The organism is Bradyrhizobium sp. SZCCHNS3052, from assembly GCF_032484495.1.
Classification (GTDB): Bacteria; Pseudomonadota; Alphaproteobacteria; order Rhizobiales; family Xanthobacteraceae; genus Bradyrhizobium.
In genome coordinates this window covers 212315-237059 of record NZ_JAUETB010000005.1, presented here as the reverse complement: position 1 = coordinate 237059, position 24745 = coordinate 212315, and the positions used below count along the sequence as shown (strand labels likewise).

Genomic DNA, 24745 nt, shown 5'->3' with positions numbered 1-24745 from the left:
CGCCAACGCGATGTCAGGGGAGGACTCATGGGCGCGGCAACGGAAACTTTTTACAGCGTCATCAGGCGTCAGGGCATCACGCGGCGCAGCTTTCACAAGTTCTGCAGCCTCACCGCAACGAGCCTCGGCCTCGGGCCGCTCGCGGCCAGCCGCATCGCCAACGCGCTCGAAACCAAGCCGCGCACGCCGGTGATCTGGATGCACGGGCTCGAATGCACGTGTTGCTCGGAGAGCTTCATCCGCTCGGCGCATCCGCTGGTGAAGGATGCCGTGCTGTCGATGATCTCGCTCGACTATGACGACACCATCATGGCGGCGGCCGGCCACCAGGCGGAGGCCATCCTCGAAGAGACGCGTGCGAAGTACAAGGGACAGTACATTCTTGCAGTCGAGGGCAATCCGCCGCTGAACGAGGGCGGCATGTTCTGCATCGACGGCGGCAAGCCGTTCGTCGAGAAGCTCAAGATGATGGCCGAGGACGCCATGGCGATCATCGCCTGGGGCGCCTGCGCGTCCTGGGGCTGCGTGCAGGCGGCGAAGCCGAATCCGACGCAGGCGACGCCGATCGACAAGGTCATCACCAACAAGCCGATCATCAAGGTGCCGGGCTGCCCGCCGATCGCCGAGGTCATGACCGGCGTCGTCACCTTCATCACCACGTTCGGCAAGCTGCCCGAGCTCGACCGCCAGGGTCGGCCGAAGATGTTCTACTCACAGCGTATCCACGACAAGTGCTATCGCCGACCGCATTTCGACGCCGGCCAGTTCGTCGAGGAGTGGGACGACGAGGCCGCGCGCAAGGGCTACTGCCTCTACAAGATGGGCTGCAAGGGTCCGACCACCTACAACGCCTGCTCGACGGTGCGCTGGAACGGCGGCGTGTCGTTCCCGATCCAGTCCGGTCACGGCTGCATCGGTTGCTCGGAGGACGGCTTCTGGGACAAGGGCTCGTTCTACGACCGCCTCACCAACATCAAGCAGTTCGGCATCGAGCACAACGCCGACCAGGTCGGCATGGTGGCTGCGGGCACGGTGGGCGCAGCGGTTGCGGCGCATGCGGCGGTGACGGCCGTGAAGCGGCTCGCCGGCAAGCGCGACGACGCCAAGCAAGATCATTAATCGAATTCAGGGCAGGCAACGATGGGCATCCAGACTCCCAACGGCTTCAATCTCGACAATTCCGGCAAGCGTGTCGTCGTCGATCCGCTGACGCGCATCGAGGGCCATCTGCGCGTCGAGGTGAATGTCGATTCCAATAACGTGATCCGCAACGCGGTCTCGACCGGCACCATGTGGCGCGGCATCGAGACCATCCTGCGGAACCGCGATCCGCGCGACGCCTGGGCCTTCACCGAGCGGATCTGCGGCGTCTGCACCGGCACGCACGCGCTGACCTCGGTCCGCGCGGTCGAGAACGCGCTGGGGATCATGATCCCCGATAATGCCAACTCGATCCGCAACATCATGCAGCTCTGCCTGCAGGTGCACGATCACCTCGTGCACTTCTATCATCTGCATGCGCTCGACTGGGTCGATGTGGTCTCGGCGCTCAAGGCCGATCCAAAGGCAACCTCGGCGCTGGCGCAGTCGGTCTCGGACTGGCCGCTGTCCTCGCCGGGCTATTTCAAGGACCTGCAGATCCGGCTGACCAAGTTCGTCGAGTCCGGTCAGCTCGGTCCGTTCAAGAACGCCTATTGGGGTCATGCGGCCTACAAGCTGCCGCCGGAGGCGAACCTGATGGCGGTGGCGCACTATCTGGAAGCGCTCGACTTCCAGAAGGAGATCGTCAAGATCCACACCATCTACGGCGGCAAGAATCCGCATCCGAACTGGCTGGTCGGCGGCGTGCCGTGTGCGATCAATGTCGACGGCACCGGCGCGGTCGGTGCGATCAACATGGAGCGGCTGAACCTCGTCTCCTCGATCATCGATCGCTCGATCGAGTTCGTGCAGAAGGTCTATCTGCCCGACGTGGCGGCGATCGGCTCCTTCTACAAGGACTGGCTCTATGGCGGCGGTCTCTCCGGCAAGAACGTGATGTCCTACGGCGACATTCCGGAGAATGCGAACGATTATTCAGGGAAGAATCTCAAGCTGCCGCGTGGCGTGATCCTCAACGGGAATCTGAACGAGATCCTGCCGATCGATCACGGCGACCCCGAGCAGATCCAGGAGTTCGTCACCCACTCCTGGTACAAATATCCCGACGAGAGCAAGGGGCTGCATCCCTGGGACGGCGTCACTGAGCCGAACTACCAGCTCGGCCCCAACGCCAAGGGCACCAAGACGGACATCAAGGAGCTCGACGAGGGCGGAAAATATTCCTGGATCAAGGCGCCGCGCTGGCGCGGCAACGCGGTCGAGGTCGGACCGCTGGCGCGCTACATCATTGGTTATGCGCAAGGGCGACCGGAGTTCAAGGAGCCGACCGACAGGCTTCTGAAGACGCTGAACCTGCCGGTCACAGCGCTGTTCTCCACGCTTGGCCGCACCGCGGCACGGGCGCTCGAATGCGAATGGGCGGCGAACCAGATGCGCTACTTCCAGGACAAGTTGGTGGCACGCATCAAGGCCGGCGATTCCTCGACCGCGAACATCGAGAAGTGGAAGCCGGAGAGCTGGCCGAAGGAGGCCAAGGGCTACGGCTTCACCGAGGCGCCGCGCGGCGCGCTGGCGCACTGGATCAAGATCAAGGACACCAAGATCGACAACTACCAGTGTGTCGTGCCGACGACCTGGAACGGCTCGCCGCGCGATCCCAAGGGCAATATCGGCGCCTTCGAGGCCTCCCTGATGGATACGCCGATGGCGGATCCGGAGAAGCCGCTGGAGATCCTGCGCACGATCCATTCGTTCGATCCGTGCCTCGCGTGCTCGACCCACGTGATGAGCCCGGACGGCCAGCAAATGGCGACGGTCACGGTCAGGTAGTGGGAGACGCACCATGATGGATGCCATTGCACGTCCCGCCGAGGCAGAGCCCAACCTTGCGGCGATCGCGGCCGACGCCGCCGGTGAACACGCGGTCGGCCGGCCCACGGTCTATGTGTACGAAGCACCGGTGCGCATCTGCCATTGGGTGAATGCGTTCGCGATCGTCGTGCTGATGATCACCGGCTATCTGATCGGGACTCCGCTCCCCAGCGTCGAAGGCGAGGCGTCGGCGAATTTCGTGATGGGCTACATCCGCTTTGCCCATTTCGCGGCCGGACAGGTGCTGGCGGTGTTCTTCCTTGCCCGCATCTTCTGGGCCTTCGTCGGCAACCACCACTCCCGGCAGATCTTCTACATTCCGGTGCACCGCAAGCAGTTCTGGAACGAGGTGCTGCACGAGATCCGCTGGTACGCTTTCCTTGAGCGTGAGCCGAAGATGTATGTCGGCCATAATCCCCTGGCGCAGACAGCCATGTTTACCGGCTTCACGCTGTTCGTGACCTTCATGATCGTCACCGGCTTTGCGCTCTATTCGGAAGGCACCGGCATCGACAGCTGGCAGCACAAATTGTTCGGTTGGGTGTTCGCGATCTGGCCGAACAGCCAGGACGTCCACACCTGGCATCATCTCGGGATGTGGGCGCTGGTCACCTTCGTGATGGTGCACGTCTATGCCGCCATTCGCGAAGACATCATGTCACGTCAGAGCATCATCTCCTCGATGATCTCGGGCGAGCGGCAGTTCCGCGAGTAGCAGGGGGGGCCGGCATGGTCGATGAGCGCGGGCGCGATCGCATTCTGGTGCTCGGGATCGGCAACATTCTCTGGGCGGACGAAGGCTTTGGCGTGCGGGTGGTGGAGGAATTCCACCGCCGCTTCACCGTGCCCGACAATGTCACGATCCTCGATGGCGGCACGCAGGGACTTTACCTCGTCAACTATGTCGAGGAAGCCGACGGCCTGATCGTGTTCGACGCCATCGACTATGGCCTGGTGCCGGGCGAGCTCAAGCTCGTCCGCGACGACGAGGTGCCGCGCTTCACCGGCGCCAAGAAGATGAGCCTCCACCAGACGGGCTTCCAGGAAGTACTGAGCGCGGCCGACCTGCTCGGCCGCTATCCGCAGCGGCTTGCGCTGATCGGCTGCCAGCCGCTCGACCTCGAGGATTGGGGCGGTCCGCTGACGGCGCCGGTTCGTGCGCAGATCGCGCCGGCGATCGAGCTGGCCTGCGCCCTGCTGGCGGAATGGGGCTCGCCGGCCGTGTCGCGGCGTGCACCGCTCGCCGGCGACGAACGCCTGCTCGCGAACGACATCGACCATCACAGCTACGAACTGGGGGCGCGCACGGCCGATTGACCGCGCCGCGAGGGAATCCGCCATGTGTCTTGGCCTGCCGATGACAATCCTGGAGACCGATGGCGTCTCGGCGCTGTGCAGCTTCGACGGCGAGGAGCGCCGCGTCTCGGTGTTGCTGCTGTCGAACCCGCCGGTGGGGGCCAAGGTGCTCGTCTATATCGACAACGCCGTTCGCTTGCTCGATGACGAAGAGGCGCGGCTGATCGGCGAAGCGCTGCGCGGCCTGCAGGCGGCCGTGAACGGCGAGAATTGCGATGACTTCTTTGCGGATCTGATCGGGCGCGAGCCGGAGCTTCCGGAGCATCTGCGGTAGCGGCGTCATGCCCTCGGGCGGCGCCAAATTACTGATAACAAGATTTCCATAGACGAAGTAAGTTTGCAGACCTTGCCTGGAAAGCACCTTTCCGATTTCTCGCGCAATCCTTTAGTTGCAATAAAAACTTAATATATTTCAATGTCTTGAGAATTCTTGGCCCCGCGTGGGCGTCTGGCACGTCGATTGCTGATCATGGGGAATATGGCAACGATAACTGGTCAGGGAGAAACACCGATGGAAATGCAGCAGCGTGACCCCGCGCGCGCGCGAGGCGGGTTGCCGGAGGTCGATACGGGCACCGTCGATGCCTTTCTCTCCGAGGCTGATTGCGCCGGGCTTGTCGCCGTGCTGCTGTCGGCCGGGGATCCCGCGCGGTTTCCAGAGGCACTGGACGTGGCCATCGTGCTGCCGGAGCTGATCACGGCGTTTCAGGGCCGGCTGCGCGGCGCGGTCGTCGCGCGCGAAGCGGAGGCCGAGATCGGGGCGCGATTCGGCGTGCGTGTGCAGCCGAGCCTGATCCTGTGCCGCGGGGGAGAGACGCTCGGCCTGATTGCCAAGATCCAGGACTGGTCTGTTTATGTCGATCGCATCTCGCGGCTGATCGACCGGCCGCAGGGCGCGACGGCGGCGGTCGTCGCCAGCATCGTCCCAGTCCATCAGCCTGCGGGAGTCGAGCGATGAAGCCGGGATTCTGGATCGCGCCTGAAGGAGCCGAGGAGCCGGTCAACATCTTTCCGATCGGCGAAGAGGCGCTCGATACCTCCCACAAGGGGCTGACCGCCTCCGGAGCGCTGGCCAAGCTGGCCTCGCTCGACTCGGAGGCGCTGGCGCGGAGCTGTCCGCGCGCGGTCGAACTGCTGTCGACGATTGCATCCGCCACCGCGGCGCAGACGGCCGGCGCACCGACGCAATTATTCCGTCTCGAAGGCCTCAACGATCTCGAGCGGCGGCTGATCGACGACGTGCTGGGCGAGGGCGAGGTTGCGGGCGTCGTGGCTCTTCCCGACGGGACGCTGGCCCAGATCCAGGAATCGGTGCTCGCCGGCATCTGGCGGGTGCGGCTGGAAGCGGATGAGCGCCACGACTACATCGAAGTCGGCGCCGTGCCGGAGATCGTGTCGCGCGCGGCCGCCGACCTGACCGCAAATGACATCGCGATCGGACCGGTGCCCGAGGGCACGATGAACGCGCTGCCGGTGCTCGCCGAGATCCGCGAGCGCGCGCTGTCCTGGCGACCGGGCCAGCGCTCGCAGACCATCAACTTCACGCTGCTGCCGATGAGCCCGGCCGACATGAGCTTCATGCAGCAGACGCTCGGCAACGGCCCGATCCAGTTGATGTCGCGCGGCTACGGCACCTGCCGCGTGCTCGCGACCGGCATCCGCCATGTCTGGTCGGTGCAATTCTTCAACGCCATGGATACGATCATTCTCGACACCCTCGAAGTCGGCGGCGTGCCGGTGGTCGCGCTCGCTGCAGCCGAGGATTTCGAGGATTCGGCCGAGCGCCTGACCCAGATCATCGAGGCCTATTTCACATGAACGGCGGCTTCGAGAATTACGGTGTCCGCAGCGATCTCGCTGATGACGCGCTGTTGGAGTGCGGCATCTGCTGGACGCGCTACGACCCGGCCGAAGGTGATGGCGTCGCCCAGATTGCGCCGGGCACGCCGTTCGCGGCGCTGCCGGACGACTGGCATTGCCCGAACTGCGACGCGCCGAAGACCAAGTTCATGGTGGTCGAGCAATGAGCGCTGACGCGCAGGGCAGGTCTGACGTCACGCCGGTCGCGTGGGGCGAGCGTCTCGCCGGCGTCTATCGTGGGATCGGCGCGCGTGCGATGCGCGAGCTGCCGATCTATCACCACGCGCTCGACGTCGAGGCGATCGGATTTTCGGTGGTTGAGGGCCGCATCCTCGGCATCGTCGTCACGCCCTGGTTCATGAACCTGGTCACTCCGGCCGCCCAGGGCTCCGCGGGATCCGTCGTCAAGATCGTGCTTCCGGCCGGCTCGTTCGAGTTCACGATCGGCGATATCGCCGGGATCGGGCGGATCGCGAGCTGCTCGCTGTTCTCGCCGATGTTCGAGTTCGCGGACATGGCCGCGGCGCGTGCGGCGGCGGAGGCCGCGCTGGCCGCGCTGATGGCGGCACCTGAGGACGAGGCGTTGTCCGAACGCGCCGCGAAGGCGTCGAGCACGATCGATCGCCGCGCGTTCCTGCGCGGCACCCTCTCCGAGGGCCGCGCATGACCCTCGGCTTTCGCAACCGCATCGACGTGACGCTGTCGGTCGCCGATCGGCGGATCGCAGGCGTCGACATTCAGCCGCGCACGCGGCCGCCGCTGGGACGGCTGTTCGCCGGCAAGCCGGCCGAGATGCTGCTTGCGGCCCTGCCGCGGCTGTTCTCGCTGTGCGCCGGTGCGCATCAGGTCGCGCTGCTCTCGGCGCTGGAAGCGGCGCGCGGCGAGCAGGCGAAGCCGTCGACGCGTCATCGTCGGATCGAGGCCGTGCTGACGGAACGCTTCGCCGAACTCATGCGCGGTCTGCTGATCGCTTCAATGGCGGACAATCGTAGTGCTGCGCAGCCGGTTCAACGGCTCTTGCAGGCGATCGCGGCGCTACAGACGCATTCCGGCGTCTCGCAGCAATCTCGCGCTGCAACCTTGTCTCAGATCAAGACGGGCATGGTGGCTCTGGGCATAGGCTTGCCAGGGGAACCGGTTCTGCCGGGAACTCTGCTTGCATCGATGATGGACGCGGCCCGGAAGGCCGCCGATGATGGAGGATGGAGGCACATGCCGGCCGAGCACGGCATCCTGTCGGCCGCCGATGATGGCGCCATCGTCGCGCAATTGATCGACGTGGGATCTGCCTTTGCTGAGGCTCCCGAGCTCGACGGCCGCGTTCCGGAGACCGGAGTCTGGGCCCGCTATGCGGAGCGCCATCAATTGGCATCGGCTGGTCCCGTCGAACGCCTCTCAGCCAAGATCGCTGAGATTGCTGAGCTGTTCCGCTGGATCGAGACCGGCGAGGCGGAGGACCAGGCGGCCGACCCGCATGCCGTCGCAAGCTACGCGCTCGGGTCGCGGCGCGGTGCCGCCGCAGTCGAATGCGCGCGCGGCCGGCTGCATCACGCGATCGAGCTGGATGCGCACGGCGCGGTCTCGCGTTTCGAGTATCTGGCGCCGACGGAATGGAATTTTCACCCGCGCGGTCCTGTCGTGAGGAGCCTCACGGGGGTTGCGCTGCGCGGCACCGTCGATCGCCAGGCCATCCATACGATGGTCGGATCGTTCGATCCCTGCGTCGGCTATCACCTGGCGTTCCGGGGGATGGCCGATGCATGAGATGGCGCTGTGCGAAGGCATCGTCGAGATCGTCGAGCAGGAGGCACGTAAGGGCGCCTTCTCCACGGTGAAGACCGTGTGGTTGGAGATCGGTGCGCTCAGCCATGTCGCGCCGGAGGCGCTGCGATTCTGTTTCGAGGCGGTGACCGCGAAGACCCTGTTGCAGGGGGCAGCGCTCGAGATCATCGAACAGCCGGGCACGGCATGGTGCCTGGGCTGCTCGCGCGGCGTCGAGATCAGCCAACGCTATCAGTCTTGTCCGGCCTGCGGCAGTCATCAGCTGCAGGTCACGGGCGGTGAGGACATGCGGGTCAAGGAGCTGGAGGTCGAGTAATGTGCACGGTGTGTGGCTGCAGCGACGGCAAGCCCTCCGTCGAATCCGGTGATCATCATCACGATCACGGTAAGCATCATCGGGCTCATGGACACGATCACAGCCATGATCAGTCCGGACATCATCATCACCATCACGGCCATCATCACCATGATCATGATCACGAGCATGGTCACCATCACGATCATGACCATAATGATCACGGTCGCGCGCATGATCATCATCATGATCATGCTGCCGACCACGTCGACTGTTCGGCCAATCCGGCCGGGCAGGAGGTTGCCGGTCTCTCCAGCGGGCGCATCATCCAGATCGAACGCGACATTCTCGGCAAGAACAACCGGCTCGCGGCAGAAAACCGCGCGCGCTTCGCCGCGCATGACGTGCTGGCATTCAACTTCGTCTCCAGCCCGGGCGCCGGCAAGACCTCGCTGCTGGTCCGCGCCGTCTCCGATCTCAAGCAGAGTCGGCCCGTCGCGGTGATCGAGGGCGACCAGCAGACCTCCAACGATGCCGAGCGCATCCGCGCCACCGGCGTGCCGGCGATCCAGATCAACACCGGCAAGGGCTGTCATCTCGACGCGGCCATGGTCGGCGAAGCCTTTGGCCGGCTGCCGTCACTGCGCGGCGGGCTGCTGTTCATCGAGAATGTCGGCAACCTCGTATGTCCGGCCGCCTTCGATCTCGGCGAGGCCTGCAAGATCGTCGTGTTCTCGACCACCGAGGGCGAGGACAAGCCGCTCAAATATCCCGACATGTTTGCAGCGTCATCGCTGATGCTGATCAACAAGATCGATCTGGCGCCGGTGCTCGATTTCGATCTTGCGCAGACGATCGAATATGCCCGCCGCGTCAATCCGAAGATCGAGGTGCTGACGATCTCCGCGAAGACAGGCGAGGGCCTTTCGGCGTTCTACGCCTGGATCAGGAAGCAGTCTGAGCGGATGCGGGCGGGCGCAGCGAACGCGGTGCGGGGATGAGCACGCCCGGCCGGACATCGGCGAACCATACGCGCCTCCGGCTCCGCGTCCGCGGGGCCGTGCAGGGCGTCGGCTTTCGTCCCTATGTCCATGGTCTGGCAACCCGCCATCGGCTCGGCGGCTTCGTCGCCAACGATGCTGATGGCGTGCTGATCGAGGTCGAGGGCGACGAGGTCGCCGAATTCGTCGAGGCTCTGCCGCGGCAGACACCGCCGCTGGCGCGCATCGACGACATCGCCGTCGAGCCGATCGCGGCCGGTACCGGCACGGGCTTCCGGATCGCCGGGAGCGTGGGCGGGCGCGTCACGACGCGGATCGTGCCGGACGCAGCCACCTGTGCCGCATGCCTGGCCGAGCTGTTCGATCCCGGCAGCCGCTTCCATCTCTATCCTTTTGTCAACTGCACCCATTGCGGCCCCCGTTTCACCATCGCCGAGCGCCTGCCTTACGATCGCGTGTCCACGGCGATGAAGCACTTTCCGATGTGTGAGGCGTGCCGGTCCGACTACGAAGATCCTGCAGGGCGCCGCTTTCATGCCGAGGCGATCTCGTGTCCGCGCTGCGGTCCGCGGCTCAGCCATGGCATCGATGATATCGCAGCCGCGCTCGCGAGTGGCAGGATCGTCGCCATCAAGGGTCTCGGCGGCTATCAGCTGCTCTGTGACGCCCAGGATGAACAGGCGGTCCGGCGGCTGCGCGCGCGTAAGCAGCGCGACGGCAAGCCGTTTGCCGTGATGTTGGCCACGGCCGACGCCGCAACTGAGATTGCCGAGATCGATGCGCCTGAGCGCGCGCAGCTGGAGCGGGTGGCGCGGCCGATCGTGCTGTTGCGCTCACGCCAGCGTGTTGCGTCCTCGGTCGCACCAGGCCTCGCAAAGATCGGGGTGATGCTGCCGGTCGCTCCGCTGCATCATCTGATCTTCCATGCGCTGGAGGCGGGCCGCCGCGCGGCTGCCGACGGACCATGGGCGCTGGTCTGCACCAGCGCCAATCCGAGCGGGGAGCCGCTGCTGACCGACAACGCCGAGGCGCTCGCGGATCTTGCCGACATTGCGGACCTGATCGTCACCCACGACCGGGACATCGTCATCCGCGCCGACGATTCCGTGCTTGCCGTCGTGGCCGGCGTTCCCCGCTTCGTCAGGCGTGCGCGCGGCTATGTTCCGGAGCCGATCCGGCTCGCGCGCACCATGCCGCCGGTGCTCGCGGTCGGCGCTCACCTGAAGGCGACGGTCACGGTGACGCGCGGCAACGAGGCGTTCGTGTCGCAGCATCTCGGTGATCTCGACACGGCGGCCGCGATCCGCTTCTTCGAGGAGGCGATTGCGCATCTCACCGCCATCCTCGATGTCCAGCCGGTCGCGATCGCGCATGACCTGCATCCGGACATGGCGTCGACGCGGTTCGCGCAGGCACGAGGTCTGCCGACGCTGCCGGTGCAGCATCACCAGGCGCATGCGGCCTCCGTCATGGCCGAGCATGGCGTGACCAGTCCCGCTCTCGCGCTGGTGCTGGATGGCTACGGCTATGGCAGCGACGGCGGAGCCTGGGGCGGTGAGTTGCTGTCGTGCGACGGCGCGGGCTTCCGGCGCCTCGGCCATCTCGCTCCGTTGAAGATGCCGGGCGGGGACCGGGCCGCACGGGAGCCGTGGCGGATGGCGGCTTCCGTGCTGCACGACATCGGTCGCGGTGACGAGATCGGGCATCGTTTCTCGGCCCAGCCACAGTCGCGCAACATCTCCATGCTGCTGGATCGTGCCGATGCTCCAGTCACCACCAGCGCCGGCCGGCTGTTCGATGCCGTGGCCGGACTGCTCGGTGTCAGCGCGGTGCAGAGCTACGAAGGCGAGGCGGCCATGAAGCTGGAAGCGCTGGTGCGCGAACCCGCGGCGCTGGAGCGCGGCTGGACCATTGCCGATGGCGTGCTGTCGCTGCGGCCGCTGCTCGCGCATCTGATCGCGCGTGATCTCGACGCCGTCGAAGCGGCGGGGCTGTTTCACGGCACGTTGGCCGCGGCCTGCGTCGACTGGATCGTGAGAGCCTCGCGTGCGACCGGCATCGGTACGATCGTGCTGAGCGGCGGCTGTTTTCTCAATGCGCATCTGGCCGAACAGATCGTGCGCGGCTGCCGGTCCGCAGGCCTCGATCCGCTGCTGCCGCGCCGGCTGCCGCCCAATGATGGCGGCCTCAGCCTCGGACAGGCCTGGGTGGCCGGTCTGCATCTCGCACAAAACAACATGATGTCTGGAGGGACCGTCTGATGTGCCTGGCCATTCCTGCCGAGGTGATCAAGCTCTTGGCCGATGACATGGCGATCGTCTCGATCGACGGCGTCAGCAAGGAGGTCTCGGTCGCGCTGATCGAGGAGATCGCCGTCGGCGACTACGTCATCCTTCATGTCGGCCACGCGCTGGCCAAGATCGATCCGGAGGAGGCGCGCGAGACGCTCGACCTGCTCCGGCAGATGGGTGAGGCTGTGGCGGAGGTCAGACCATGAAATATGCCGACGAGTTTCGCGACAAGGAGCTGGCGACGGGTCTTGCGCGCGCCATCCGCGCCAAGGCGGATCCGGCGCGCGCCTATCGCTTCATGGAATTCTGCGGCGGCCATACCCATGCGATCGCGCGCTATGGCCTCGAGGACATGCTGCCCGACAATGTGCGCATGATCCATGGCCCCGGCTGTCCGGTCTGCGTGCTGCCGGCCGGGCGCATCGATATGGCGATCGCGCTGGCCGAACGGCCCGAGGTCATCCTCTGCGTCTATGGCGACCTGATGCGCGTGCCGGGCTCGCGCGGGTCCTCGCTGCTCAAGGCGAAAGCGCGCGGCGCCGACATCCGCATGGTGTATTCGACGCTGGATGCGATCGCGCTGGCCGAGCAGAATCCTGGTCGCGAGGTGGTGTTCTTCGCCATCGGCTTCGAGACCACGACGCCGCCGACCGCCGTGATGATCCGGGCCGCCGAGAAGAAGCAGCTGTCGAACTTCACCGTGTTCTGCAACCACGTGCTGACGCCGCCGGCGATGCGCGCGATCCTCGACAGCGACGACACGGTCGAGATCGACGGCTTCGTCGGACCGGCGCATGTCTCGACCGTGATCGGCACCGAGCCCTATGCGCCGTTCGCGCGCGATGACGGCAAGCCCGTCGTGATCGCGGGCTTCGAGCCGCTCGACATGATGCAGGCGATCCTGATGCTGATCGAGCAGGTCAATGACGGCCGCCACGAGGTGGAGAACCAGTACCGTCGCGCCGTCAACGCCAGCGGCAATCAGCGCGCCATTCGGGAGGTCGCCGAGATCTTCGAACTGCGCGACCAGTTCGAATGGCGCGGCCTCGGCAGCATTCCGGCGAGCGCATTGAGATTGCGGCCCGGCTTCGCGCATCTCGACGCCGAGCTGCGCTTTGCCATGTCCGAGCTGGTTGTGGCCGACAATCCGGCCTGCGAATGTCCGGCCATTCTGCGCGGCCTGAAGAAGCCGGTGGACTGCCGGCTGTTCGGCGCCGCCTGCACGCCGGAGACGCCGATCGGCTCCTGCATGGTGTCGTCGGAAGGCGCCTGCGCGGCGCATTGGACCTATGGCCGCTTCCGCGACCATCAGCGGAGGCTTGCATCATGAGCATGCATCAGCGCCGGCTCGACATGAAGAACGGCTGCGTCGATCTCTCGCATGGCGCCGGCGGTCGCGCGATGGCGCAACTGATTGCCGGCCTGTTCCACGAGGCGTTCGGCAATGAATGGCTGGCGCGCGGCAACGACCAGTCGGCGTTCGACGTCGCCGCCGGCCGCATGGTGATGACGACCGACGGCTATGTGGTCTCGCCGCTGTTCTTCCCCGGCGGCAATATCGGTTCGCTGGCGGTGCACGGCACGGTCAACGACATCGCCATGGCCGGCGCCAGGCCGCTGTATCTGTCGGCAAGCTTCATCATCGAGGAGGGGTTTCCGTTTGCCGACCTGAAGCGGATCGCCGATGCGATGGGCGAGGCGGCGCGCGAGGCCGGCATCGCGATCATCACCGGCGACACCAAGGTGGTCGAGCGCGGCAAGGCGGATGGCGTGTTCATTTCGACGGCCGGTGTCGGCGTGCTGCCGCACGGCCTCGATCTCTCGGCCGACAAGGCCAGGCCCGGCGACCGCGTGCTGTTGTCCGGGAGCCTCGGTGATCACGGCGTGGCGATCATGTCGCGGCGCCAGAACCTCACCTTCGACACCGAGATCATCTCCGACTCGGCCTCGCTGCACGGGCTCGTCGCCGACATGGTTGCAGCCGGCGGCGCCGGCATCCGGCTGATGCGCGATCCCACGCGCGGCGGGGTTGCGGCCACGATGAACGAGATCGCGCAGCAGTCCAATCTCGGCTTCCGTCTGCAGGAGGACGCGATTCCGGTGAAGCCTGCGGTCGCTGCCGCCTGCGAGCTGCTCGGGCTCGATCCGCTCCACGTCGCCAATGAGGGCAAGCTGGTCGCGATCGTCGCGCCCGATCTGGCCGGCGCCGTGCTCGCCGCCATGAGGGCGCATCCGCTCGGCCGCGATGCGGCTGACATCGGCGAAGCCGTGGCCGATGATCACCGCTTCGTCCAGATGGCGACGAGCTTCGGCGGCGGCCGTATCGTCGACTGGCTGTCCGGCGAGCAGTTGCCGCGGATCTGCTGAGACGCGCGATGGGGATCCAAGGAACGATACTGGTCGTGGATGACGAGGTCCGGTCGCAGGAGGCGCTGCGCCGCGTCCTCAACCAGGACTTCGAGGTCTTGTGTGCCGGCAACACGAACGACGCCGAGAAGCTGCTCGAAGGCGAGATCGTGCATGCCGTGATCTGCGACCAGCGCATGCCGCAGGAATCCGGCGTCAGCTTCCTGAAGCGCGTGCGCGAGATGTGGCCCGACCCTGTCAGGATGATCATCTCCGGCTATTCGGACTCCGAGGACATCATCGCCGGCCTCAACGAGGCCGGCATCTATCAGTACATCACAAAGCCCTGGCAGCCGGATCGCCTGATCGAGATCGTCCGCGAGGCCGTGCAGTTGTACCGGCTGCAGAAGGAGACGGAGACCGCCGGCGTCGACGTGAAGGCCACGCCGGCCCACATCAAGAAGGTGGTGTCGGTCAAGCGCGGCGCCGCCAAGCAGCTCTATGATTTCGACCGCATCGTGCATTCGGCGGCGAGCCCGATGCGCAACGTGATCGAGCTCGGCCGGCGCGCCGCCGACTACGACATCTCGGTCTTGATCACCGGCGAATCCGGCACCGGCAAGGAGCTCCTGGCGCGTGCGATTCACTATGGCTCTGCGCGCGCCACCAAGGCCTTCGTGGTCGAGAATTGCGGCGCGCTGCCCGATGAGCTGCTCGAGAGCGAGCTGTTCGGCTGCAAGAAGGGCGCGTTCACCGGCGCCTATCAGGACCGCATCGGCCTGTTCGAGGTCGCCGACGGCGGCACCATCTTTCTCGACGAGATCGGCGAGACATCCCCCGCCTTTCAGGTCAAGTTGCTGCGCGTGCTGCAGGAGAGCGAGATCCGGCCGCTCGGCGCGCAGCGCGTGCGCCAGGTCGACGTGCGCGTGGTCGCGGCCACCAACCGGGATCTCGAGGCCGAAGTCGAGGCCGGCCGCTTCCGCCGCGATCTGTACTACCGGCTCGCCGCGTTTCCGGTGCACATGCCGTCCTTGCGCGAGCGTCCGATGGACATTCCGCTGATCGCCGAGGGCGTGCTGTCGGCGGTGAAGACATCGTTCAACCGGCCGCATCTGCGGTTCGCACCGGCGGCGCTGGAGGAATTCTCCCGCTATCACTGGCCCGGCAATGTTCGCGAGTTGCAGAACGAGATCCAGCGCATGGCCGTGCTGGCCGATGCCGACGAGCTGCGCTGTCCGCCGTTCGCCGGCCGGCGCAACGGCCGCCGCGCCGCGCCCGTGATCGCCAATGGTAAGCTCAACGGTTCCGGGAGCCTGAAGGACAAGGTCGAGGATCTCGAAAAGACCATCATCGTCCACTGTCTGGAGAAATATGATGGTAACATCAGTCGCGTCGCCAGCGAGCTCGGCCTGTCAAGGGTGGGGCTCCGGAACAAATTGTCGAGATACGATCTGAAGAAACATGGCAAAGGCCACTCACTCTCCTGAGTCCGGGGCTGACACGCTGCTCAAGCTGATCGCGAGCAGCAGTACGCTCGAACTCGACAGCGAGCGCGAAGGCGTGTGGATCGAAGTGATCCGCAAGATGGACGAGGTCTATTCCGACCTGCTGCGCTACGAGGTCGATCTCGAGCACAAGAACGCCGAGCTCGAGGAAGCCCAGGCCTTCGTCACCAACGTCATCGAGTCCGTCTCCGACATCCTGGTCGTCTGCGACGCCAGGGGCACGGTACAGCAGGCCAACTCCGCCTTCCTGCACACATCGGGACGGGCCCTGGCCGACATCGCCGGTCGCGATATCGCCGAGATGATCGATCCCGATCATCGGCCCAAGCTCGCCTCGCTGCTGAAGCCGCGCAGCAGCGCCGATGTGGTCGACGGTGAATTGCGCTTTGCCGCGGCGGCCGGCGTCAGCTCCGATCTGTTCGCGATCAACAGCTCGCCGCGGCATGACCATCGCGGCCGCTTCATCGGCGTCGTGCTGACGGGCCGTCCGATCGGCGAGCTGCGCCGCGCCTATGAGGCCCTGCACAAGGCGCATCAGGAGTTGCAGCGGGCGCAGCGGCAATTGGTCGAGCAGGAGAAGATGGCGAGCCTCGGCCGGCTCGTCGCCGGCGTGGCCCACGAGCTGAACAATCCGATCAGCTTCGTCTATGGCAACATCCACACCCTGATGCGCTACCGCACCTCGCTGGTCGGCTATCTCGATGCCATCCATGAGCAGCCGGTCAGCGAGGACATCGCCGCGCTTCGCTCGGATCTGAGGATCGACGCCATCCTCGAGGATTTCGGGCCGCTGATCGACGGCACGCTGGAAGGCGCGGTGCGCATCAGCGAGATCGTCAAGAACCTGCGCCGCCTGTCGTTCTCAAAGCTCGGCGAGGTCGAGCGCGTCAACATCGAGCGACTGATCAATACCGCCGTGCTGTGGGCAGGGCGCACCAAGCAGCATCGTGTCGACATCCAGATCGAGGTCGAGCCGGATCTGTGGATCTCCGGCAACGAAGGCCAGCTGCATCAGGTGATCGTCAACCTCGTGGAGAACGCGATCGACGCGATGCGATCGACCGACCTGCCGCGCCTTCTGGTCGCGGTGGCGCGCCAGGGCAGCGAGATCGTCTTTCGCATCACCGATAACGGCCCCGGCATCGACAAGGATCATTTGACCCACATCTTCGAGCCGTTCTTCACGACCAAGCGCGTCGGGGAGGGGACGGGGCTCGGGCTGTGGATCAGCTACGGCATCGTCCGCGAGCACGGCGGCGAGCTGTTGGCCAGCAACGAGCCGCAGGGCGGCGCCACGTTCTCTTTCAGCTTGCCGGCGGCTTGACCATAGCGGCGGGGCTGCTGCCGACGCTGAAGTGGGATGCTGGGTATCCCTTCGAAACGATGCTGGGGTTCCTGACGGCGGTGCCGTCGGATGTTGCGGGCAGAAGCCAAGCCCGAGGTGATCAGGACGCCGTTGCGACCGGCACGCGCTCGCGCTGATTGGTCAACCGCGCCAGCAGCACGGTTGCGGTTCGCGTGATGTGCTGCCTGGCAAGATCCTCGGCTGTCTGCGCATCGCCCGCGATCACCGCCCGCAGGATGTCCTCATGCTGATCCCAGATCCGCCGCGGCGTCTCGTCGCGCATCAGCACCTCGCCCATCAGCCGGCGCAGATGCAGCCAATGCGGCAGGGTGGTGTCCTGGATGACGGAGTTGCCGGAGATCTCGTAGAGGAATTCATGAAACTTGACGTCGGCCTCGATCAGCTTCTCGACCGAATGCTCGCGCTCGGCGCTCCGGCCCTGCTCGATCAAATTCGGGCCTTCCTCGGCCGCTCGCTTGGCGCCGCGGGTCGCCGCGAGCCGGCAGGCGAGGCCCTCGGCGACCGCGCGTATTTCATAGAGGTTGCGGATGAAGTCGGTGTCGATCGGCGCGACTTCCAGGCCGCGGCCCGGCGCCTCGCGCACAAAGCCCTGATTGCGCAGCAGCAGCAGGGCCTGCTGCACCGGCTGGCGCGAGACGCCGAGGTCGCGGGCCAGATCGTCCTGGATGAGGCGGGCAGATTCCGGCAACTCCCCGCCGACGATGTCGGAGAGAATGCGCTCGTAGACGCGTTCGGTCAGGCTCGGCTGGGTCTTCAGCGGCGGCACACGGCCTCCACGGGATCAGGTGTGATGTCCGGTCGCGAATGCGAGGCTGCCGTGCCGGAGCCCAGCGCTCGCATTGCGGCCGCTGTCGGTTTGAACGGAGTCATAGCGGGAATTTCCGCGCAGTGAGCGTCCGCCGCTGCTTGGACTTGCTGTCCTGCTGGATTTCGAGGTGATGGATGAACACGCTGGCCGCGCGCGAAATGTGCTCCCGGCTCAGCCGTTCGGCCTCGACGCTGCGGCCCTCGATGACGGCTGCAAGAATGTCCTCATGCTCGTCCCAGACCATCCGTGACATGCTCTGCTCCTTCTGCAGCACGTCGGACATCACCCGCTTCAGGCACGGCCAATGCGGTGCCATCGTCTCGCCGATCAGCGCGTTGCCGGAGAGGTCGCCGAGGAAGCGATGGAAGGCGATGTCGGTCTCGATCTTGCGGTTGACGAGTCCGCTCTTCACCGCCTCGTAGCCGGCCGCGATGTAGGCCGGACCTTCGCGCGCAGCGCGATCGCTCGCCCGCTCGGCGGCCAGTCGCGCCGCGAGGCCTTCGAGCACTGCGCGCATCTCATAGAGGTCCCGGACGAAGCCGGGGTCGAGCGGCGCCACGATCAACCCGCGGCCCGGCGCGCTCTGCACCAGCCCGCAGCCGCGCAGCAGGATCAGCGCCTGCTGAACCGGCTGGCGCGACACTCCGTAAGCCTGGGCCAGATCGTCCTGGATCAGCCGCGAGCCCGGCGCGAGAACGCCGCTGACGATCTCGTCAGTGATGGCTTCGACGACCTGGTCGACCAGAGAGGGAGCGGCGGGCACGATTCGCATGGGTCATCACATTTTGCCGGACATTAGCATGTCAAGACCGAAAATCCATTTGCGACGTATTCGAATTCAGAGTACGAATTCAAAAAAGGACGCCGCACTAAGGCAAGTTAAAGAGGCGGCCGAATAGGGGAGGGACTCCGTTGTCGGAAGATCCGACCAGTCTGGAGCGCGATCAGGTTTGGTCCGCGCGCTCGGAGGGCAGCGTGCGCGCCGGCGTCATGCTGGCGGTGTCGCGGGCATTGCTGGTGGCCTCGGTCGCGTCGTTCGCCGCGATGGCGCCTGCGCTCGGGGCGGCCGGAGAAGGCCTGACCTTGTCCGATGCGTGGGTGCCGGCGGCGCCCGAGGTGGGACGCGACATCCCGTTGCTGATCACGATCAAGAATGACACGACCGCGCCGGAAGCGTTGATGCGCGTGCGTTGTCCGATCGCCAATTTTTCGGAGCGGCACACCGTCGACCGCGGCGAAGGCGCGCCGGCGATGCGCTCCATTCCCAACATTCCGATTGCCGCGGGCAGCACGCTGGTGCTGCTGCCGACCGCCTATCACGTGATGCTGCTGCAGACGCGGGAGCCGCTCGAGCCAGGCAAGCGCTTCACCTGCACGATCGTGTTCCAGAAAGCAGGATCCATCGAAACGGAGGTCGAGGTTCGCAAGTCCCCTTGAAGCGTGTTTGTCGCCTGCTGCCCTCCGCCGTCGCGCTTGGCGGAGCGGTATTCGCTCCAACTCATAATCAATATAATGGGAGAAGGAAACGATGAGGACTAACGTCAGGTCGACCCTGCGGGCGGTGCTGCTGGCCAGCGCAGCCTTCGCCTGTTTCCAGCTTGCATCGCCGGCGCAGGCCGCCGACGAGATGACCCCCGAACGGCTTCTCAACGCCGACAACGAAGCCGGCAACTGGCTCCACCATCATAAGAACTACTCGGGCACACGGTTCTCGGCGCTGAAGGAGATCAACAAGGATAACGTCAAGAACCTGAAGGTCGCCTGGACGATGCATCTCGGCGGCGTCGAGGGCGGCGGCATCTGGAGCCACGGCGGTCTCGAAGGCACGCCGATCGTCGAGAACGGCATGATCTACGTCACCGACGGCTGGGGCTCGGTCTACAAGATCGACGCGCGCGGTGGCAAAGGCCAACTGGTCTGGAAGATGGATCCGAAGACGGATCACGACTGGGCCGGCGCCATCGCCTGCTGCGGCGTCGACAATCGCGGCGTCGCGCTGTGGGGCAATGTCGTCATTTCGCACACGCTCGACGGCCGCCTGATCGCAACCAACAAGGAGACCGGACAGGTCGCCTGGCAGCGCCAGGTCGCCGATCCCGACAAGGGCGAGGTCATCACCGGTGCGCCGCTGATCGTGAAGAACATGGCGATCTCGGGCGTGGCCGGCGCCGAATACGGCATCCGCGGCTGGATCGCGGCGACCGATCTCGGCACGCAGAAGGAGGTCTGGCGCACCCACACCATTCCGGGGAAGGGCGAGCCGGGCAGCGAGACCTGGAAGGACAGCAACGACGCGGCCGCGGCCGGCGGCGGCTCGACCTGGGTGACCGGGACCTACGACCCGGCGACCGACACCATCATCTGGGGCGTCGGCAATCCCGGTCCGGACTGGGACAACGCCTATCGTCCGGGCGACAACCTCTACACCGACAGTTCGCTGGCGCTCGATGCCAACACCGGCAAGATCAAGTGGCACTATCAGCACACGCCGAACGATCCCTTCGACTATGACAGCGTCGCCGAGAATGTCCTGGTCGATGTGCCCGCGCCGAACGGCTCCACCCTGAAGCTCGCGCTCGAGGCCGACCGCAACGGCTTTGCCTATGCGATCGACCGCACCAGCGGCAAGTTCATCTGGGGCCTTCCCTTCGTCAAGAAGGTGACCTGGACCAAGGGGCTCGATGCCGAGACCGGCAAGCCGATCGAGTATGATCCGAAGAACCCGGTGCAGCGCTACAATGCGTCGGTGTCGCCGCATCGTGAGAACAAGGTCGCGGACATCTGCCCAGGCAACATGGGCGGCAAGAACTGGCCGCCGACCTCGTACAATCCGGACCTGAAGCTCTGGTACATCCCTGTCATCGAGAGCTGCAACCGGATCACCGTGGAAGAAGCGACCAAGGACAAGCTGAAGCCGCGCGAGTTCTGGACCGGCGGCGGACCGAGCCAGCCGTTCAAGATCACGGGCAGCGTGACCGCGATCGACGTCACCACCGGCAAGATCGCCGGCAAGATGGAGACGCCGTTCCCGAATCTCGGCGGCATGCTGTCGACGCCTGACCTCGTCTTCACCGGTCAGCCCTCGGGCGAGGTGATGGCGCTCGATGCGAAGACCCTGCAGAAGCTGTGGGAGTTCAACACCGGTGGCGGCGTCAATGCGCCTCCCGTGACGTTCTCGGTCGACGGCAAGCAGTATGTCGCGATTCTGGTCGGTCTCGGCGGCGCCTGGGACAAGTGGTTCATCGAATCCACGCCCGAGCTGAAGAAGATCCAGCCCGGCTCGATGCTCTACGTCTTCTCGCTGTGAAGTCGGCTGCGGAGCGGAGGCATGGCCTCCGCTCCGCCTCCTATCCCCTGTTCGACAAGAAGATCAGATGAAACTCAGTGCGATCACGTTCGCCGTGACGTCGGCTCTCGTCCTCGGCTCCGCTTCGCTCGCGTCGGCGCAGTCCGCGGCGCCGGCGGATCCGACCGAGGCCGGCAAGGCCGTGTTCAAGCGCGCGAACTGCGTCGGCTGCCACAAATGGCACGGCAATGGCGGTGGCGGCTATGGCGGCGACGCGCTGTCGCTGCGCAGGACGCAGCTCACTCGTGACCAGATCATCGAGACCGTGACCTGCGGCCGGCCCGGGACGGGCATGCCGTACTTCGCGCGCGGCTCCTATGACACGGCGAAGTGCTACGGCATGAGCCGCCAGGATGTCGGCGAGCGCATGCCGCCGGAAGGCGGCGTGTTCCTGCGGCCGAACGACATCGAGGCGGTCGCAGACTACGTGCTCGCGCACATCAAGGGGCGCGGCGAACCGACCTACGACGAGTGCACCGCCTTCTTCGGCAACACGTCGCGGGTCTGCGATATCTACAAGGCGAATGCCACCAAGCCTGCAAGCGAGCCATCGAAATGAAGCGGTCAACCTGCGCTGCGATCTTCGCCACGTTCGTGCTGTCGTTCGTGATGCATGCGGCCTCCGCGCAGGCGGTGCCGAACTACGATTTGCGTGACATCACCGTCGGCATGCCGGTCGGCGACCTGCCCAATGAGGGCTATGTCAATCTGACTTGCGCCAAGGACCCGAATCGCAAGCTCAATGTGTGGTCGGCGTGGCGCGACTGTCCCGCGGACGAGCAGGCGCGGCATGCGGTGCGCTTCGATTTCGATCCGGAGACCAGCCAGGACGGCACCAAGGTGGCCGGTCATCCCGTGCTGCTGACGGTCCTGGTCGACGACAAGGGCACCGTCACCGGCCTGACGATCGAGACCGATCCGAAGGCGCGGCTCTATATTCGCAAGAAGGCGTTCCTGCTCGGCAACCAGGTGAAGTCGCGCTATGGCGCCGAGGGCTGGGAGTGCAAGGAGCAGCAGCCGACCGCAGGCGAGCAGCCCGTCGGGGGCGTGTTCCTGCGCGAGGTCTGCAAGAAGACGGTGCCCGGCCGGACCCTGACGGTCGAGCGCGAGCTGTTCCGCAAGCCGGATCAGGACGCCAAGAGCTTCGTCGATCAGACGCTGGTGCGGATCACCAAGGATATCAACTAATCCGCCGCCGACCTTCATCGCGCTCCGCTGGAGGCGCGCGCCAGTCGGCGTCGTGAACCCGGTTGCCGGGAGGAAACGACGATGAGGGATCTCTTGAATTTCGGGCAGATGCTGTCGGCCCATGCGCGCATGTCGCCGGAGCGCACCGGTGCCCGAGATCTCGAACGTGCGATGAGCTTTGCGCTGTGGAACGAGCGCGCGTGCCGGCTCGCAAACGCGCTGCTCGGGCTCGGCCTTGCCAAGGGCGATCGGGTTGCGATCCTCGCCTACAATTGTGTCGAATGGTGCGAGATCTATGCAGCCACGGCCAAGGCCGGCCTGGTGGCGCTGCCGATCAATTTCCGCCTCACCGCGCCCGAGATGCAGTTCATCGTGCAGAATGCCGAAGCGGCCGCCGTCATCGTGCAGGACGAACTCGTGGGCCTGGTCGAGGAGACCCGCAAGGATCTCGGCATCGCCGACGACCGCTTCATCCACTTTGGCACCAGGCCGCGTCCGGCAGGCTATCGCGGCTACGAGGACGTCATCGCCGCGGCTGCGGACCGCGAGCCGGACCAGCAGGTCGCGCTGTCCGATCCCTGGACGTTGATGTACACCTCGGGCACCACCGGCAAGCCCAAGGGCGTGCTGCGCAGCCATCGCAGCGCCGTCCTCTTGTCGATGGTCACCGAGATCGAGCTGAAGCTGAGCCGCAACGACGGCGCGCTGCTGGTGATGCCGATGTGCCATGCCAATTCGCTGAACTTCTTCGGCGCGTTCGGCTATATCGGCGGCGTCAACTCGATCTATTCGCGCAAGAGTTTCGATCCCGAGCACGCCGTGACGACGCTCGCCGATGGCGGCTCCACGTTCACGTCGCTGGTGCCGACGCACTACATCATGATGCTGGATCTGCCGCGCGCGGTGCGCGCGCAGCATGATTTCAGCGCCGTCACCAAGCTGATGATCTCCTCGGCGCCGGCGCGCCCGGAGACCAAGCGCGAGGTGATGGAGATGTTTCCGAAGTCCGGGCTCTACGAGCTGTATGGCGCGACCGAGACTGGCTGGGTCACCATGCTGCATCCGCATGAGCAGTTTACCAAGCCCGGCTCGGTCGGGCGCGAGTGTGTCGGCGCCGCACCGATCCGCATTCTCGACGAGGCCGGCCACGAGGTGCCGGACGGCGAGGCGGGCGAGCTCTATTCGTCGAACGCGCACACCTTCGACTGCTATTGGCGCCTGCCGGAGAAGACCGCGGAGGCGTTCCGCGGTGACTACTGCTCGGTCGGCGACATGGCGCGCCGCGATGCCGACGGCTACATCCATCTCGCCGACCGCAAGAGCAACATGATCATCTCGGGCGGCGAGAATATCTATCCCTCCGAGGTCGAAGCGCAGGTCGGGGCCCATCCGGCCGTCAAGGACATCGCCGTGATCGGCCTGCCCGACGACAAATGGGGCGAGCGGGTCCATGCCGTGATCGTGGCGCGCGACGGCATGGCGGTGAAGGAGAGCGACCTGGTCGAATGGGCGAAAGAACGACTCGCCGGCTTCAAGCGGCCGCGCTCCTACGCCTTCATCACCGACGCCGAGATGCCGCGCAACGCGACGGGCAAGATCCTGCATCGCGAGCTGAAGAAGAGATTCTCGCAGTGAGTCGCTGCAATGGCTTACGGTCTGATATGTAGTTGCGATGCAGGCCGTCCTCAATTCCGCCCTTCCGATCTTCGCGCTGATCCTGACCGGATTCCTGTGTGGCTGGTTCGGCGTGTTCGATCGCACCGCGACCGACAATCTCAACCGTTTTGCCGTCTATCTGGCGCTGCCGGCCCTGATCTTCACCGCGATGTCCAAGATCGGCGTCGAGCAGGTCAGCCAGTTCGGCTTCATCGGCGCGTTCTGCGGCGGCATCGCCGCGACGTTCGCGACCGGCTTCGTGATCAGCCGTCTGCGCGGCCGGCGCATTGCGAACGCCAGCATCGAGGGGCTGGACGCCGGCTACAGCAATGTCGGCTTCATGGGCATTCCGATGTGCCTCCTGGTGTTCGGTCCGGACAGCGCGCCGGCCTCGATCATCGCCACCCTGTTCACGGCCTGCGTGCTGTTCCTGTTCGCGATCGTGGTCGTCGAGATGGATCTGCAGAAGGGCGCCACGCTGGGCGCGACGGTCGCCAAGGTGGCCCGTTCGCTGCTGACCAGCCCGTTGTTCATCGCGCCCGTCGCCGGGCTCGCGGTCGGCCTCAGCGGATTCTCACTGCCGGCGCCGTTCCTCAGCTTCACGACCTTGCTCGGCGGCGCAGCCTCGCCGGCCGCGCTGGTCTGCATCGGGCTGTTCCTGGCACAGGAGCGCGTCGCGACGCGCGATGCGACCTCGATCGTCATCCTCGTCTCGCTGAAGCTCGTGATGCAGCCGGCGGTGACCGCGCTGCTCGCCTTTCACGTGTTCTCGATGCCGCCGCTGTGGTCGCATTCGGCCGTGATCCTGAGCGCGCTGCCGATCGGCTCGGGACCATTCACGATCGCCAAGCTCTACGGCCTGGAGGCCGGCGTCACCTCCGGCTCGATTCTCGTTTCACACATCTTCGCCGTCCTCACTGTCTCGCTGCTCGTGGCCTGGCTCGCGCCGGGCTGATCACGTCACCATCCGCA

The 24745-nt window shown here is 65.6% G+C and carries 26 protein-coding genes; 24 read left to right on the top strand and 2 right to left on the bottom strand.

The window, feature by feature from the left end:
* Window positions 1-27 precede the first annotated feature (27 nt).
* From QX073_RS19035 to QX073_RS18950, 18 genes are all read left to right on the top strand, one after another.
* Window positions 28-1119: a hydrogenase small subunit gene (locus tag QX073_RS19035; protein ID WP_315713499.1), complete on the top strand. Its 1092-nt coding sequence runs from the start codon at window positions 28-30 to the stop codon at window positions 1117-1119.
* Between the two features lie 21 nt (window positions 1120-1140).
* A complete protein-coding gene (locus QX073_RS19030) occupies window positions 1141-2931 on the top strand; it encodes a nickel-dependent hydrogenase large subunit (protein WP_315713498.1) in 1791 nt (596 codons plus the stop codon).
* A gap of 13 nt (window positions 2932-2944) precedes the next feature.
* Window positions 2945-3688 (top strand): Ni/Fe-hydrogenase, b-type cytochrome subunit, encoded by a 744-nt coding sequence (gene cybH, locus QX073_RS19025; RefSeq protein WP_316226173.1) that lies wholly within the window; start codon window positions 2945-2947, stop codon window positions 3686-3688.
* A 14-nt stretch (window positions 3689-3702) separates the two neighbouring features.
* Window positions 3703-4290, top strand: a complete 588-nt coding sequence (locus tag QX073_RS19020) for a HyaD/HybD family hydrogenase maturation endopeptidase (RefSeq protein WP_315825313.1) — start codon at window positions 3703-3705, stop codon at window positions 4288-4290.
* 22 nt (window positions 4291-4312) lie between these two features.
* Entirely contained in the window at window positions 4313-4603 is a 291-nt protein-coding gene (locus QX073_RS19015) for a HypC/HybG/HupF family hydrogenase formation chaperone (protein ID WP_315736711.1), read from the top strand.
* 237 nt (window positions 4604-4840) lie between these two features.
* A complete protein-coding gene (locus QX073_RS19010) occupies window positions 4841-5287 on the top strand; it encodes a hydrogenase accessory protein (protein ID WP_315769264.1) in 447 nt (148 codons plus the stop codon).
* Complete coding sequence (locus QX073_RS19005) at window positions 5284-6147, top strand: hydrogenase expression/formation protein (RefSeq protein ID WP_315769239.1); 864 nt, start codon at window positions 5284-5286, stop codon at window positions 6145-6147. Before QX073_RS19010 ends, QX073_RS19005 begins: the two co-directional genes overlap by 4 nt.
* Window positions 6144-6356, top strand: a complete 213-nt coding sequence (locus QX073_RS19000) for a rubredoxin (RefSeq protein WP_315769236.1) — start codon at window positions 6144-6146, stop codon at window positions 6354-6356. Before QX073_RS19005 ends, QX073_RS19000 begins: the two co-directional genes overlap by 4 nt.
* Complete coding sequence (gene hybE, locus QX073_RS18995) at window positions 6353-6856, top strand: [NiFe]-hydrogenase assembly chaperone HybE (RefSeq protein WP_315769234.1); 504 nt, start codon at window positions 6353-6355, stop codon at window positions 6854-6856. Before QX073_RS19000 ends, hybE begins: the two co-directional genes overlap by 4 nt.
* The gene (locus QX073_RS18990; RefSeq protein WP_315769233.1) at window positions 6853-7953 is read left to right on the top strand and encodes a nickel-dependent hydrogenase large subunit; all 1101 of its coding nucleotides are present in this window, start codon (window positions 6853-6855) and stop codon (window positions 7951-7953) included. Before hybE ends, QX073_RS18990 begins: the two co-directional genes overlap by 4 nt.
* Window positions 7946-8287: a hydrogenase maturation nickel metallochaperone HypA gene (hypA, locus tag QX073_RS18985; protein WP_315713490.1), complete on the top strand. Its 342-nt coding sequence runs from the start codon at window positions 7946-7948 to the stop codon at window positions 8285-8287. Before QX073_RS18990 ends, hypA begins: the two co-directional genes overlap by 8 nt.
* Window positions 8287-9267, top strand: coding sequence for a hydrogenase nickel incorporation protein HypB (gene hypB / locus QX073_RS18980; protein WP_316226172.1), 981 nt, complete (start codon window positions 8287-8289; stop codon window positions 9265-9267). The genes hypA and hypB overlap by 1 nt, the downstream gene beginning before the upstream one ends.
* Complete coding sequence (hypF, locus tag QX073_RS18975; protein ID WP_316226171.1) at window positions 9264-11528, top strand: carbamoyltransferase HypF; 2265 nt, start codon at window positions 9264-9266, stop codon at window positions 11526-11528. Before hypB ends, hypF begins: the two co-directional genes overlap by 4 nt.
* Window positions 11528-11764, top strand: coding sequence for a HypC/HybG/HupF family hydrogenase formation chaperone (locus QX073_RS18970; RefSeq protein ID WP_315754994.1), 237 nt, complete (start codon window positions 11528-11530; stop codon window positions 11762-11764). The genes hypF and QX073_RS18970 overlap by 1 nt, the downstream gene beginning before the upstream one ends.
* Window positions 11761-12888, top strand: coding sequence for a hydrogenase formation protein HypD (gene hypD, locus QX073_RS18965; protein ID WP_316226170.1), 1128 nt, complete (start codon window positions 11761-11763; stop codon window positions 12886-12888). Before QX073_RS18970 ends, hypD begins: the two co-directional genes overlap by 4 nt.
* Window positions 12885-13925, top strand: coding sequence for a hydrogenase expression/formation protein HypE (hypE, locus tag QX073_RS18960; RefSeq protein WP_316226169.1), 1041 nt, complete (start codon window positions 12885-12887; stop codon window positions 13923-13925). Before hypD ends, hypE begins: the two co-directional genes overlap by 4 nt.
* A gap of 8 nt (window positions 13926-13933) precedes the next feature.
* Window positions 13934-15391 (top strand): sigma-54 dependent transcriptional regulator, encoded by a 1458-nt coding sequence (locus QX073_RS18955; protein ID WP_315769223.1) that lies wholly within the window; start codon window positions 13934-13936, stop codon window positions 15389-15391.
* Complete coding sequence (locus tag QX073_RS18950) at window positions 15366-16733, top strand: sensor histidine kinase (RefSeq protein ID WP_316226168.1); 1368 nt, start codon at window positions 15366-15368, stop codon at window positions 16731-16733. Before QX073_RS18955 ends, QX073_RS18950 begins: the two co-directional genes overlap by 26 nt.
* 121 nt (window positions 16734-16854) lie before the next feature.
* Here QX073_RS18950 and QX073_RS18945 read toward each other — a convergent pair whose 3' ends face one another.
* Both QX073_RS18945 and QX073_RS18940 read right to left on the bottom strand, forming a co-directional pair.
* Window positions 16855-17541, bottom strand: a complete 687-nt coding sequence (locus tag QX073_RS18945; RefSeq protein WP_316226167.1) for a GntR family transcriptional regulator — start codon at window positions 17539-17541, stop codon at window positions 16855-16857.
* Between the two features lie 100 nt (window positions 17542-17641).
* Window positions 17642-18355 carry a GntR family transcriptional regulator gene (locus QX073_RS18940; protein ID WP_316226166.1) on the bottom strand — a complete coding sequence of 238 codons (714 nt, stop codon included), beginning with the start codon at window positions 18353-18355 and terminating at the stop codon, window positions 17642-17644.
* Window positions 18356-18495: 140 nt separating this feature from the next.
* Between QX073_RS18940 and QX073_RS18935 the strand changes: the two genes are divergently transcribed.
* From QX073_RS18935 to QX073_RS18910, 6 genes are all read left to right on the top strand, one after another.
* Window positions 18496-19020 carry a copper chaperone PCu(A)C gene (locus QX073_RS18935; RefSeq protein ID WP_316226165.1) on the top strand — a complete coding sequence of 175 codons (525 nt, stop codon included), beginning with the start codon at window positions 18496-18498 and terminating at the stop codon, window positions 19018-19020.
* 91 nt (window positions 19021-19111) lie between these two features.
* Window positions 19112-20890, top strand: a complete 1779-nt coding sequence (locus QX073_RS18930; protein ID WP_316226164.1) for a PQQ-dependent dehydrogenase, methanol/ethanol family — start codon at window positions 19112-19114, stop codon at window positions 20888-20890.
* A gap of 67 nt (window positions 20891-20957) precedes the next feature.
* On the top strand, window positions 20958-21488 hold the full coding sequence (locus QX073_RS18925; RefSeq protein ID WP_316187328.1) for a c-type cytochrome: 531 nt from the start codon (window positions 20958-20960) through the stop codon (window positions 21486-21488).
* Window positions 21485-22117, top strand: coding sequence for a hypothetical protein (locus tag QX073_RS18920; protein ID WP_316226163.1), 633 nt, complete (start codon window positions 21485-21487; stop codon window positions 22115-22117). Before QX073_RS18925 ends, QX073_RS18920 begins: the two co-directional genes overlap by 4 nt.
* Before the next feature lie 81 nt (window positions 22118-22198).
* The gene (locus QX073_RS18915) at window positions 22199-23752 is read left to right on the top strand and encodes an AMP-binding protein (RefSeq protein WP_316169832.1); all 1554 of its coding nucleotides are present in this window, start codon (window positions 22199-22201) and stop codon (window positions 23750-23752) included.
* A gap of 37 nt (window positions 23753-23789) precedes the next feature.
* Window positions 23790-24728 (top strand): AEC family transporter, encoded by a 939-nt coding sequence (locus QX073_RS18910; protein WP_315825297.1) that lies wholly within the window; start codon window positions 23790-23792, stop codon window positions 24726-24728.
* Window positions 24729-24745: the final 17 nt, after the last annotated feature.